This window comes from Streptomyces sp. NPDC005811, from assembly GCF_040630405.1.
Taxonomy (GTDB): Bacteria; Actinomycetota; Actinomycetes; order Streptomycetales; family Streptomycetaceae; genus Streptomyces.
This window is the reverse complement of record NZ_JBEXXK010000005.1, coordinates 179,129-190,946: the sequence shown is the minus strand read 5'-3', so window position 1 is coordinate 190,946 and position 11,818 is coordinate 179,129. Positions and strand designations below refer to the sequence as shown.

General features: G+C 72.5%; 11 protein-coding genes. 3 read left to right on the top strand and 8 right to left on the bottom strand.

Annotation, left to right across the window (positions count from 1 at the left end; all coding sequences use genetic code 11):
* Window positions 1-105 precede the first annotated feature (105 nt).
* A complete protein-coding gene (locus ABZ490_RS07475; RefSeq protein WP_358985644.1) occupies window positions 106-375 on the top strand; it encodes a hypothetical protein in 270 nt (89 codons plus the stop codon).
* An 18-nt stretch (window positions 376-393) separates the two neighbouring features.
* Here the strand turns inward: ABZ490_RS07475 and ABZ490_RS07470 are convergent, their stop codons facing one another.
* The 3 genes from ABZ490_RS07470 to ABZ490_RS07460 form a co-directional block, all read right to left on the bottom strand.
* Window positions 394-1,443: a Zn-dependent alcohol dehydrogenase gene (locus ABZ490_RS07470; RefSeq protein ID WP_358985641.1), complete on the bottom strand. Its 1,050-nt coding sequence runs from the start codon at window positions 1,441-1,443 to the stop codon at window positions 394-396.
* A complete protein-coding gene (locus ABZ490_RS07465; RefSeq protein WP_358985959.1) occupies window positions 1,443-2,591 on the bottom strand; it encodes an acyl-CoA dehydrogenase family protein in 1,149 nt (382 codons plus the stop codon). The genes ABZ490_RS07470 and ABZ490_RS07465 overlap by 1 nt, the downstream gene beginning before the upstream one ends.
* Before the next feature lie 103 nt (window positions 2,592-2,694).
* Window positions 2,695-3,612 carry an SDR family oxidoreductase gene (locus tag ABZ490_RS07460; protein WP_358985638.1) on the bottom strand — a complete coding sequence of 306 codons (918 nt, stop codon included), beginning with the start codon at window positions 3,610-3,612 and terminating at the stop codon, window positions 2,695-2,697.
* A 119-nt stretch (window positions 3,613-3,731) separates the two neighbouring features.
* Here ABZ490_RS07460 and ABZ490_RS07455 point away from each other — a divergent pair, with 119 nt between their 5' ends.
* Window positions 3,732-4,658: a cyclase family protein gene (locus ABZ490_RS07455; RefSeq protein ID WP_358985635.1), complete on the top strand. Its 927-nt coding sequence runs from the start codon at window positions 3,732-3,734 to the stop codon at window positions 4,656-4,658.
* 442 nt (window positions 4,659-5,100) lie between these two features.
* On the opposite strand, the gene ABZ490_RS07450 is transcribed toward ABZ490_RS07455, so the two are convergent.
* The 4 genes from ABZ490_RS07450 to ABZ490_RS07435 all read right to left on the bottom strand — a co-directional run bounded on the left by ABZ490_RS07450 (window position 5,101) and on the right by ABZ490_RS07435 (window position 9,587).
* On the bottom strand, window positions 5,101-5,676 hold the full coding sequence (locus tag ABZ490_RS07450; RefSeq protein ID WP_358985956.1) for an ATP-binding protein: 576 nt from the start codon (window positions 5,674-5,676) through the stop codon (window positions 5,101-5,103).
* 550 nt (window positions 5,677-6,226) lie between these two features.
* Window positions 6,227-7,240: an acyl-CoA dehydrogenase family protein gene (locus tag ABZ490_RS07445; RefSeq protein ID WP_358985632.1), complete on the bottom strand. Its 1,014-nt coding sequence runs from the start codon at window positions 7,238-7,240 to the stop codon at window positions 6,227-6,229.
* A 9-nt stretch (window positions 7,241-7,249) separates the two neighbouring features.
* On the bottom strand, window positions 7,250-8,380 hold the full coding sequence (locus tag ABZ490_RS07440; protein WP_358985629.1) for an acyl-CoA dehydrogenase family protein: 1,131 nt from the start codon (window positions 8,378-8,380) through the stop codon (window positions 7,250-7,252).
* 10 nt (window positions 8,381-8,390) lie between these two features.
* Window positions 8,391-9,587 carry an amidohydrolase family protein gene (locus tag ABZ490_RS07435; RefSeq protein WP_358985626.1) on the bottom strand — a complete coding sequence of 399 codons (1,197 nt, stop codon included), beginning with the start codon at window positions 9,585-9,587 and terminating at the stop codon, window positions 8,391-8,393.
* An 87-nt stretch (window positions 9,588-9,674) separates the two neighbouring features.
* Between ABZ490_RS07435 and ABZ490_RS07430 the strand changes: the two genes are divergently transcribed.
* Complete coding sequence (locus ABZ490_RS07430; protein WP_358985623.1) at window positions 9,675-11,186, top strand: AMP-binding protein; 1,512 nt, start codon at window positions 9,675-9,677, stop codon at window positions 11,184-11,186.
* Here ABZ490_RS07430 and ABZ490_RS07425 read toward each other — a convergent pair.
* Window positions 11,165-11,677, bottom strand: a complete 513-nt coding sequence (locus ABZ490_RS07425; RefSeq protein ID WP_358985620.1) for an EF-hand domain-containing protein — start codon at window positions 11,675-11,677, stop codon at window positions 11,165-11,167. The genes ABZ490_RS07430 and ABZ490_RS07425 overlap by 22 nt on opposite strands.
* Window positions 11,678-11,818: the final 141 nt, after the last annotated feature.

Genomic DNA, 11,818 nt, shown 5'->3' with positions numbered 1-11,818 from the left:
GCCCGTCTCCGCCCGTCTCCGCCCGGCCTTCTCTACCCAGAGATACAGACGGGGTTCGTCCGCCGAGACGATGGGAACGCGGCCGCCCGCCGGAACACTGGAGCCATGTATCTCACCTTGGTCACCGTGCTCTGCGTCTTCGTGGCGATCGCCGGCATCGTGGTGTCCGTCATCCACGAACCGCCGACCTGGGCCGTGGTCGTCGGTGTCGTCGCCGGGTTCGCTCTGAGCGCCGCACTGTTGCAGACGGCGGCGTTCGCCGACATCGCGCAGTCCTCCGTCGGCTCCTGGAGCGTGCGGCTGGCCTCCTTCGCGGGGGTCGAGGCGCTGCTGACACTCACCGCGGTCCAGCGCGGCCGGACCGCCGAGAACTGACGCCTGCCGGACCGCGGGCTAGAACGTGAGCACCCCCCGCGCCACCCGCCCCGCCTCCGCGTCCTCCGCCGCCTTCTCGAAGTCCTCCACCGGGTAGGTCCGGGTGATGAGTTCGTCGAGGAGCAGCCGGCCCTCGCGGTACAGGCCGGCGTACAGGGCGATGTCCCGCTGGGGGCGGGAGGCGCCGTAGCGGCAGCCCAGGATGGACTTGTCGAGGAAGAGGGAGGAGACCAGGAAGGACGCCTCCGCGGTGGCCGGCGGCACGCCCAGCAGGACCGCCTGTCCGTGCCGGTCCAGCAGGTCGACGGCGGCCCGGATCAGCTCCACCCGTCCCACGCACTCGAAGACGTGGTCCGCGCCCGTCGGCAGCACGTCCCGCACGGCCTCCGTGGACGTCAGGAAGTCGGTCGCCCCGAACCGCCGGGCCATCGCCTCCTTGGCCGGGTTGGAGTCGACCGCGACGATCCGCAGCGCGCCCGCGATCCGCGCGCCCTGGAGCACGTTGAGCCCGATCCCGCCCGTGCCGATGACGACGACGCTCTCGCCGTACCCGACCCGCGCGCGGTTGAGCACGGCGCCCACCCCGGTCAGCACCCCGCACCCGATCAGGGCGGCGGCCGGCAGCGGGATGTCCTCGGGTATCCGCACCGCCTGGACGGCCTTCACGACCGTCCGCTCGGCGAAGGCGGAGTTGGAGGCGAACTGGTACACCGCCCGCCCCGCGCGCGTGAACGGCTTCTGGGGCCGCCCGATCGCCTGCCGGCACATCGTCGGCCGCCCCCGGTCGCACTCGGCGCAGGTCCCGCAGCTGGCGAGGGTGGACAGGGCCACATGGTCGCCGGGCGCGACATGGGTGACCCCGGCGCCCACGGCCTCGACCACCCCGGCCCCCTCGTGCCCGAGCACCACCGGCGCCGGGAAGGGGATCGTCCCGTCGATCACCGACAGGTCGCTGTGGCACAGCCCGGCCGCCGAGATCGCCACGAGCACCTCGCCGGGCCCCGGATCGCGTACGTCGAGGTCGTCGACGACCTCCGCCCGCTTCCCGTCGAACAGCACGCCTCGCATCAGACGACCCCCTTGCGCTCTCTGGGCAGGCCGAGCACGCGCTCGGCGATGATCGTGCGCTGGATCTGATCCGAGCCGCCGTAGATCGTGTCGGCCCGGGAGAACAGGAACAGGTGCTGCGCGTCGTCCAGTGCGTACGGCGTCGACGGCGTCCAGTCCGACGGGCCCGCGCTCGCCGACGCGCCCCGCACCCCCACCGCGGCCTCCCCGAGCCGCTGATGCCAGCCCGCCCACAGCAGCTTGGCCACGCTGGGCGCCCCCGGCCCGCCCGAACCGCCCAGGGTCCGCAGCGCGTTCCACCGCATGGTCCGCAGCTCGGCCCACAGCCGCACCAGCCGCTCGCGTACGACGGGATCGTCGGCGGCGCCCGTCTCCACCGCCGTGCGGACCACGCGCCCCAGTTCCTCGGCGAACCCGATCTGCTGCGCGAGCGTCGACACCCCCCTCTCGAACCCGAGGAGGCTCATCGCGACCCGCCAGCCCCCGCCCGGGCCGCCGACGACATGCTCCGCCCGCGCGCCGTCGAAGAAGACCTCGTTGAACTCGCTGGTGCCGGTGAGCTGCCGGATGGGCCGCACCTCGATCCGGCCGGGCTGGTCCATGGGCACGAGGAGGAAGGACAGCCCGTGGTGACGGGTCGAGCCGGGATCGGTGCGGGCGAGGACGAAACACCAGTCGGCCTCGTGCGCGAGGGAGGTCCAGATCTTCTGCCCGGTGACGCGGTACGTCCGGCCGCCGTCGTCGGTCTCCGCCCGCGTCCGCACCCCGGCGAGGTCGGACCCGGCACCCGGCTCGCTGTACCCCTGGCACCAGAGCTCGGCACCGGCGGCGACGGGCGGCAGGAACCGGGCCTTCTGCTCCGGGGTGCCGTGGGCGATCAGCGTGGGCGCGAGCAGCTTCTCCCCGATGTGCCCGGACCGGGGCGGTGCCCCCGAGCGCGCGTACTCCTCGGCCCAGGCGACCTGTTGGGTGAGACTCGCGGTCCGGTTCCCGTACCCGCCCTCCGCCCACCCCAGCCCGATCCACCCGGCAGCCCCGAGCGTCCGCTCCCAACCACGCCGGTCGGCAGCCCCCGACACCTGCTCACCGAGCCAGGCACGAGCTTCGGCACGAAAGTCGTCGTCGGCCGCATCAAACCCGAAATCCACGTGCACCTCCTCGAGAAACGCCACCCGCAACCTCCTCAGGGGCGCGGGGAACTGCGCGAGCAACCACGTCGAACCCGCAGCCGCCGAACGACGCGGCCCCGAGTCATCGGGCGTTCGGCCGGCCCCCTTCGGCGGCAGCCCTCCGCATCTCCTCCAACCGCTCCAGCATCGGCATCGGATCCACCCCGACCGACCCCGGCAGCACCTCCGCGATGCGCGAGGGCGTCCAGGAACCGCCCTCCGCATACACGGCCCGGGTCTCCCGGGGCTGTGCCCACACAGCGATCTTCGCACCGGCGACCGTGTAGACCTGCCCGGTTATCCCCAACTCCCGCGAGCGGTCCGACAAAAGGAAAATCACCATCGCGGCGACGTCCTCCGGCTCCCCGATCTCCGCGAGCTCCGTCGGCACCCCGGCCGACATCCGCGTCCGCGCCACCGGCGCGACCGCGTTGGCGGTCACCCCGTACTTGTGCAGGCCCAGCGCCGCGCTGCGCACCAGCGAGATGATCCCGCCCTTCGCCGCGCTGTAGTTGGCCTGCGAGACGGACCCCTGGTGGTTGCCGCTGGTGAAGCCGATGAGCGCGCCGGACCCCTGCCGGCGCATGACCGCGGAGGCCGCCCGGAAGACGGTGAAGGTGCCCTTGAGGTGGGTGGCGACGACCGGGTCCCACTCCTCCTCGGACATGTTGAACAGCATCCGCTCCCGCAGGATCCCCGCGACGCAGACGACCCCGTCGAGCCGCCCGTACGTCTCCAGGGCGGTGTCCACGACCCGTTGTCCGCCCGCCATCGTGGAGATGTCGTCGGCGACCGCGACGGCCTGGCCGCCCGCCGCCTCGATCTCCTTGACGACGGCCTCGGCGACCTCGCTCGTGGGCGACGCGCCGTCCACGCCCACCCCGTAGTCGTTGACGACGACCCGGGCGCCCTCGGCCGCGGCGGCGAGCGCCACCGCCCGTCCGATGCCCCGTCCCGCCCCTGTGACGGCGACGACCTTGCCGGCCAAGAAGTTCCCCACGCCCGGCCCCTTCCCGCGTTTTCCGACGGACGGTTAGATGCTTGCGAAGACGTATCTGACGGACCGTTAGATTTTATGTCCCGCCGGTCGGGCGAGGACAAGCCCCGGGGAGGCACCGGATGGCACTGCCGGAGGAGTTCCACGACATCGCCAAGCGCGTCAACAACTGGGGGCGCTGGGGAGCCGCCGACGAGATCGGCACGCTCAACCTGATCACCGACGAGGTGGTGCGGGGCGCGGCCGCCGAGATCCGCTCGGGGCGCCGGGTGCCGCTGGCCCTCCCCCTGCGCGAGGACGGGGTGCAGACCGGGATGATCCCGGGGCGGGTCAACCCGATGCACACCATGGTGCAGATCAACCAGGAGATCTTCGGTCCCGGCACGGTCGCGTGCAGCGACGACGCCGTGACGATGGGCCTCCAGGCGGCCACGCACTGGGACGCGCTGACCCATGTCTCGCACTCGGGGAAGATCTACAACGGCCGTCCGGCGTCCGGCATCACCGCGCACGCGGGCGCCGAGTTCAGCGGGATCGACAAGGCGCGGCACCTCGTCTCGCGCGGGGTGCTGCTGGACGTGGCCCGCGCGCGGGGCGTGGACCGGCTGGCGGGCGGGCATCCGGTGACGCCGGAGGACCTGGAGGCGGCGGAGGAACTGGCGGGGACGCGGGTGCGCGCCGGCGACATCGTGCTCGTACGGACCGGGCAGGTGCAGCTCTATCTGGCGGGTGACAGGCACGCGTACGCGTTCCCGTCGCCGGGGCTGTCGGTGCGGACGCCGGAGTGGTTCCACGCGCGCGATGTGGCGGCCGTCGCCAACGACACCATGACGTTCGAGATCTTCCCGCCGGAGATCGAGAACCTGTGGCTGCCGGTGCACGCGCTCGACCTGGTGGAGATGGGGATGCTCCAGGGCCAGAACTGGAATCTCGAAGAGTTGTCCACAGCCTGTGGACAAGAGGGCCGGTATGCGTTCCTGCTGTCGGCGATGCCGGAGCCGTTCGTCGGCGGCACGGGGACTCCGGTGGCCCCCGTGGCCGTCCTCTGAGGTCCCGGGGCCGACGCCTTCGGCGGACGTCCGACGGCGGCGCGCCGCTGCCCGCCCCGAGCACGGCACCGCGCGCCGCCATCCGACTCGGCGTACCCTCCCCGGCTCCCCCTCCGGCCCTGGGGACTCGACGCCGAACCACGACCCACACTCGGCAAGGGCCCGTGTCACCGAGGCCCTCGTCGTCCCCTCGCGGTGAATCGCTGACCACAAGCGTGATCAAACGGACACGCCGCGTCAACACCCGGAAGGAGATTTGTTACTTACGCCCCCTTTGCAACGGGCGCGCACGGAAGCACATCCGGGCGCATCGGTGCCGCACCGGCTCAGGACGACAGCGCTTTCTGCGCCCGTGCACCGCAGGCAGACGCCCCTTCGCGGCGATGCGCCCGCCGACCGACCCACCGGACGACCCACCCCGCCACCACCCACCCCGCGCCGCTCACACGGCCTCGAACGCACGCCCCTCGTAGGCGGGTTCCGGGCGGACCGGCGGCTTCGGGTAGACGGGCGGCTTCGGGTACACCGGCTCCGGATAGGCGACGGCCTGCCGACCACCCGTCAGGGCCCCGCGCTCGCCCCTGTTCGCGCCGCCCACCGCACCCTCGGCGGGCCGCTCGCAGCGGTCCAGCTCGCACCAGATGCGCTTGCCGCCGCCCTCCACGCTCCAGCCCCAGCGGTCCGCGAGACAGTCGACGAGGGCCAGCCCGCGGCCGCCGGTGGCGTCGTCGCCCACGCAACGGGGCACGGGGGCGCGGTCACTGGTGTCCGCGACCTCCAACCGGACGGTGGCCGCCCCGTCCGCCGCACCCGGCCCGCCGCCGCCCGGCAGCGACAGCCGCACCACGGCCGGACAGCCCGTGTGCACCACGGCGTTGGTGACGAGTTCGGAGACGAGCAGGATCAGCGTCTCGGCGAGCGGTTCGTCGTCCCCTATGCCGCACCCGGCCAGACGCGAACGGGCCCACTTCCGGGCGCGCCCCACTTCTGCGGGGTCGGGCCGGATCTCCAGTTGCACTTGAAGCACCTGCACCGCTCACACCATCCGAACCGGCGGACACATGGCCGTGCGCCACGCGAGCCACGCGAGTCGCGTGGGCTCCATGACGACGGGGGCCACGATCGTAGCCATTTTCTGCATGGCCAGAACAACAGCCAGAGGCAGCGTGACGGAACGTGAATCCCTTACGAGACAGCTTGGTTGACGTACAGTCACCTCAACAAGCGCTTCGGGCATATTCCAGCGCGAAGGAGTACCCGTGCGGCATACTGTGCGACGCCCGCGCCAGGGAGTCGAACAGGCGGGGACGTGAAGCCCGTCCGCCCTGCGAGCAGCGGCGTGCACCGCCGGTTTCGGCACCGCCCCAGGGGCACCGCCGGCATGGCTCATGCTCGGAACCACTCGCATCCCACAGAAGGTACCGGAGGGTCCGGCCGACTCCGGGCCGTGACGGGTCACGCATCGGACACAACCCGGTATCGACGCTCCGTGAACCCGGTATGCCACAATCCGCGACACCCGTACGGCAGTCCGAGCCCCGAGCAGGTCGTCGGCGCAGGCAGCGGCGCTAGCGGCCCGCTCCGGTCAGCAGTTCACGGGCGAGCAGTTCCTCACTCTCCGTACCACCCCCCGCACGCCGGGTGCGCACCCAGGCGCGTTTCAGCAGCAGATGCACCTCCGCCTCCCAGGTGAACCCCATGCCGCCGTACACCTGGAGACAGTCCCGCGCGCCGCGTACGGCGGCCTCGTCGGCGAGGAGCCGGGCGGTCGCGATGTCGGCGGGATCGGCGGTGACGGCGGCCGCGTAGACCGCCGCGCGGGCCACCTCGACCCGCACCAGCAGGTCGGCGCAGAGGTGTTTGACGGCCTGGAAGGCGCCGATCGGCTGCCCGAACTGCTCGCGGGTCCGGGCGTGTTGCACGGCCAGCTCGCACGCGCGCGTGGCGGTACCGAGCTGCTCGGCGGCGGTGAGGAGGACGGCGACGGGCTCGGCCGCCGTACGCCGCCCCTCCCCCGGCACCCGGTGCAGGGGCGTCAGCGGATCCACCGACCGCAACGCCACCGCCCCCGAGGCGCCCCCGCCCATCACGGCGACCTCGTCGCCCCCATCGCCCCCGTCGCCCCCGTCGCCCCCATCGCCCCCGTCGCCCCGGTCCGCCCGGTCCTCCCTGTCCGCCCGGTCCGCCCTGTTCGGCCCGTTCGGCCCGTCCACCACGTCCGCCTCGGTGAGCCACTCCACCAGCCCGCCGGCGTCGACGGTCGTCACGACGGTCTCCCCCTCGGCCGCTCCGGGCACCCGGCCCGCCGCGAGGTGGGTGGCGGCCAGGGGGCCCGGCAGGAGCGCCCGGCCCGCCTCCTCGAAGACCAACACCGCCTCGGGCAGCCCCAGTCCGACCCCGCCCTCCGCCTCGGGCAGCCGTAGCGCGAAGAACCCGGCCGCGCCCAGCTCCCGCCACAGCGCCCGGTCGAGTACGGGCCGCTCCACGGCCGCCCGCAGCGCGTCCCGGCCGAAGCGCCGGGCGAGCAGGTCCCGTACCCCTTGTCTCAACGCCCTCTGGTCGTCCGTCAGTCGGAAGCGCACGGAGAGGTCTCACCGTCCTTTCGGCAGCCCGAGAATCCGTTCGGCCACGATGTTGCGCTGGATCTGCGAGGTGCCGGCCGCGATGGTGTACGACAGCGAGGAGAGCCGGTCGAGCACCCAGGGCCGGTCGAGATCGAGGGCCGCGTCGCCGAGGACGTCGGCCGCGGCGTCGTACAGCTCCTGACGGGCGTGCGAGTACCTCAGTTTGAAGACCGAACCCCCGACGCCGGGCACCCCGCCCGCCGCGGCCTCGCTCACGTTCCACTGCGTCAGCCGCCACAGCGCCCGGAACTCGGCCTCCAGGAGGGCGAGCCTGCGCCGCAGGACGGGGTCGTCCCAGCGGCCGTTCGCACGGGCCTCGCGGGCCAGTTCGCCGAGCACGCGTCGGCAGGCGACGACCTCGCCGACGAACGCGGTGCCGCGCTCGAAGGACAGCGTCACCATGGTGACCCGCCAGCCGTCGTTCTCGGCGCCGACCCGGTGGGCCGCGGGCACCCGCACCTCGTCGAGGAACACCTCGGCGAACTCGGCGGACCCTGCGAGCGTCCGCAGCGGCCGTACGGTGATCCCGGGGGCGTCCATGGGCATCGCCAGCCAGGTGATGCCCCGGTGTTTCGCCGCAGTGGGGTCCGTGCGCACCAGCAGTTCGCACCAGTCGGCGACCTCGGCGTGCGAGGTCCAGATCTTGGACCCGCTCACCACGTAGTCGTCGCCGTCGCGCCACGCGCGCGTGCGCAGCGCCGCGAGGTCGGAGCCGGCGTCCGGTTCGCTGAAGCCCTGGCACCAGACCTCCTCGCCGCGCAGGATCGGCTCCAGCCAGCGCGCGCGCTGGGCGTCCGTGCCCTCGGCGGCGATCGTCGGACCCGCGTGCAGCAGTCCGACGAAGTTGGCCCCCACGTAGGGTGCTCCGGCCCGCTCCGTCTCCTCCAGGAAGATGAGCCGGGTGGTCGGGCCGGCGTCCCAGTGCACGTGCGCGTACCCGGCGTCGTACAGCGTCCGCTGCCAGCCGAGGTCGTAGCGGCGGCGGCCGGGCCAGTCGTCCGGGGACGGCTTCGGCGGGAGCGCGGGCAGCGCCTTGCCGAGCCACTCCCGCAGCCGGGCGCGGAAGTCCTCCTCCTCGGCGGTGTACGTCAGGTCCATGACCCGTCCCTCACTTGTCGAGGTCCAGGTCCAGCATCCGGATCGCGTTGCCCCGCATCAGCTTGTAGACCGTCTCGTCGTCGAGGCCCTCGACGTGGTCGAGGGCGACCTCCTTGGTGTGCGGGAACGTGGAGTCGACGTGCGGGTAGTCGGTCTCGAAGGTGGCGTTGTCGCGGCCGACCACGTCCAGGGAGGCCACCCCGTGCTTGTCGCGGAAGAAGCAGCAGTACATCTGCCGGTAGTAGTACGTGGACGGCGGCTCGGGGATCAGATCCCTGACACCGCCCCAGGCCCGGTGCTCCTCCCAGACGTCGTCGGCGCGCTCCAGGGCGTACGGGATCCAGCCCATCTGGCCCTCCGAGTAGGCCAGTTTCAGCGCCGGGAACTTCACCAGGACCCCGCTGAACAGGTAGTCCATCATCGAGGCCATGGCGTTGTTGAAGGACAGCGAGGCCTGGACGGCGGGGGGTGCGTCGGGGGAGGCGGCCGGCATCTGCGAGGACGAGCCGATGTGCATGTTGACGACCGTCCCGGTCTCCTCGCACACGGCGAAGAACGGGTCCCAGTAGCCGGAGTGGATGGACGGCAGCCCCAGGTGGGTGGGGATCTCGGAGAAGGTGACCGCGCGCACCCCGCGGGCGGCGTTGCGCCGGATCTCCGCCACGGCGAGGTCGATGTCCCACAGGGGGATCAGGCAGAGCGGGATGAGGCGGCCGCCGCTGTCGCCGCACCACTCCTCGACCATCCAGTCGTTGTAGGCCCGCACGCACGCGTGCGCGACCTCCTTGTCGTGCGCCTCGGCGAAGGTCTGGCCGCAGAAGCGCGGGAAGGACGGGAAGCACAGGGACGCCTCGACGTGGTTGAGGTCCATGTCCTCCAGCCGGGCCTTCGGGTCCCAGCAGCCGCGCCGCATCTCCTCGCGGGTGATGCCGTCCAGGGTCATCTCGTCGCGGTCGAAGCCGACGGCGGCGATGTTGCGCTTGTACGGGAACTTCAGGTCCTCGTAGATCCACCAGTCCGTGGGCTGGCCGTCCGGGTCCATGGTGATCCGGTACTTCCCGGCGACGTAGGCCAGCTCGCCGATGCCGGCCGTGAGCGGCTGCGGTCCGCGGTCGCGGTACTTCTGGGGCAGCCAGGTCGCGAAGAGGTGCGCGGGTTCGATCACATGGTCGTCGACGCTGATGATGCGGGGCAGTTCGGTGGCCATGGGTTCCCCTCCGCCGGACGGTACTTATCTGATGACCCGTCAGATAGCATGGCACCTGACGAGTCGTCAGCCAAGCTGGGGGCAGACATGAACGCCATCGCGCACTCCCTGAGCTCCTCCCGCACCCTCTGGGACCTGGTCGCCCGCCGCGCCGAGCTCACCCCCGACCGGCCCGTCCTCCTCCAGGGCGACCGCACCCTGACCTTCGACGAGCTGCGCGCGCGTGCCGAACGGACCGCGGCCGGGCTGTACGGCATGGGTGTGCGCCCGGGGACGGTCGTCGCCTGGCAGCTGCCCACCCGCATCGAGACGGCCGTGCTGTCCTTCGCGCTGGCCCGCCTGGGCGCCGTGCAGAGCCCCGTCATCCCGTTCTACCGGGACCGCGAGGTCGGCTTCGCGCTCAGGGAGTCACGCGCGGAGTTCTTCGCCGTACCGGGCGTCTGGCGCGGCTTCGACCACGGCGAGATGGCCCTGCGGCTCGGCGCGAAGGGCGTGTTCGACGCCTACGACGACCTGCCGGAGGGCGACCCTGCCGTGCTGCCCCCGCCGCCCTCCGAGGGCACCTCGGTCCGCTGGATCTACTGGACCTCCGGCACGACGTCCGACCCCAAGGGCGTCCTGCACACCGACCGTTCCCTCCTCGCGGGCGGCTCCTGCCTCGCCCACGCGCTGGAGCTGACCGCCGACGACGTGGGCTCGATGGCCTTCCCGTACGCGCACATCGCGGGGCCCGACTACACCGTCATGCTGCTCCTGTACGGCTTCCCGGCGGTGATGTTCGAGCAGTTCGCGCTGCCGGACGCGCTCGCCGAGTACCGCCGGCACGGGGTGACCGTGGCGGGCGGGTCGACGGCGTTCTACTCGATGTTCCTGGCCGAGCAGCGCAAGCAGCCGGGCGTCCCGGTGCTCCCCTCGCTGCGGCTGCTCGCCGGCGGCGGGGCGCCGAAGCCGCCGGAGGTGTACCACGCGGTCGTCCGGGAGATGGGCGTGCAGCTCACCCACGGCTACGGCATGACCGAGGTCCCGATGATCACCATGGGGGCGCCGGACGACACCGTGGAGAACCTCGCCACGACCGAGGGACGGCCGCCGGAGGGGATGGAGATACGGATCGCCGAGGGCGGGGAGGTGCGGCTGCGCGGGGAGGCCGTGTGCCGCGGCTACCTGGACCCGGCGCAGACCGCGGAGGCCTTCGACGAGGACGGGTTCCTGCGCACCGGGGACCTCGGGCGGCTGACCGGGAGCGGGCATCTGGTGCTCACCGGACGGCTGAAGGACGTCATCATCCGCAAGGGGGAGAACATCTCCGCCAAGGAGATCGAGGACCTGCTGGCCGCCCGCCCGGACGTCGGGGACGTGGCGGTGATCGGATTGCCGGACGCCGAGCGCGGGGAGCGGGTGTGCGCGGTGGTGGAGCGGGCGGCGGGGGCCGCTGATCCGACGCTTCAGGCGCTGACGTCGTATCTGCGCGCGGCGGGACTGTCCGTGCACAAGCTGCCCGAGCAGCTGGAGGTGGTGGACGCCCTGCCGCGCAACGACACGCTCCGCAAGGTCCTGAAGTACAAGCTGCGCGAGCGCTACTCGGAGACGGTGAAGTAGCGCGCCACCGCGGGCACGACGTCCTGCTCGCCGACCTTGTCGTCGCCGTCGGCGTCGAGGGCGGCGGCGACCGTGCGGGCGAGGTCCTCCCGGACGCCCAGGACGTGCAGCACGCGCGCGGTGTCCCCGACCGTGGCCAGGCCGTCGCCGTCGGCGTCCGCGAGGTCCAGGGCGGCGTGCAGGAAGGGGCGGGCGATCTCGGCGAAGCGGTCGGGGTTGTCGTGCAGCCGCTTGACCGCGCCGCCGACGAACTCGTCCCGGGTGATGCGCTGGTCGCCGTCGCGGTCCGCGATGCCCGCCATGCCCTGCCAGAAGGCCTCCGCGCCCGCGTACAGCGCCTGGCCCTTGTCGGAGCGGGCCGCCGTGCCGAACTCTGCCAGCAGCGCCTTGGCGGCCGCGCCGAAGTCCTCGCGGTCGATGTAGCCGTTGCCGTCCTGGTCGAACGTGGCGAACCGGTCGGCGATCCTGCGTTCGTACTCGCTGCTGACCATGCTGTCCTCCGGCCGCCTGGTGTCCTGGTGCGGGAAACCTTCCGGCAGGGAGCGTACGACGCCGCCGGCCCGGTGGGAGCCGGTGGGCGGTCTCTGTACCCGGACCGGGGGGATTTCGGGACACCCTTGTCGCACGGCTGT

Bases quoted from the DNA above. Each gene is read 5' to 3' on its own strand.
- ABZ490_RS07475 (WP_358985644.1), top strand. From the start codon at position 106: ATGTATCTCACCTTGGTCACCGTGCTCTGCGTCTTCGTGGCGATCGCC.
- ABZ490_RS07470 (WP_358985641.1), bottom strand. From the start codon at position 1,443: ATGCGAGGCGTGCTGTTCGACGGGAAGCGGGCGGAGGTCGTCGACGAC.
- ABZ490_RS07430 (WP_358985623.1), top strand. From the start codon at position 9,675: ATGAACGCCATCGCGCACTCCCTGAGCTCCTCCCGCACCCTCTGGGAC.
- ABZ490_RS07455 (WP_358985635.1), top strand. From the start codon at position 3,732: ATGGCACTGCCGGAGGAGTTCCACGACATCGCCAAGCGCGTCAACAAC.
- ABZ490_RS07440 (WP_358985629.1), bottom strand. From the start codon at position 8,380: ATGGACCTGACGTACACCGCCGAGGAGGAGGACTTCCGCGCCCGGCTG.
- ABZ490_RS07425 (WP_358985620.1), bottom strand. From the start codon at position 11,677: ATGGTCAGCAGCGAGTACGAACGCAGGATCGCCGACCGGTTCGCCACG.
- ABZ490_RS07435 (WP_358985626.1), bottom strand. From the start codon at position 9,587: ATGGCCACCGAACTGCCCCGCATCATCAGCGTCGACGACCATGTGATC.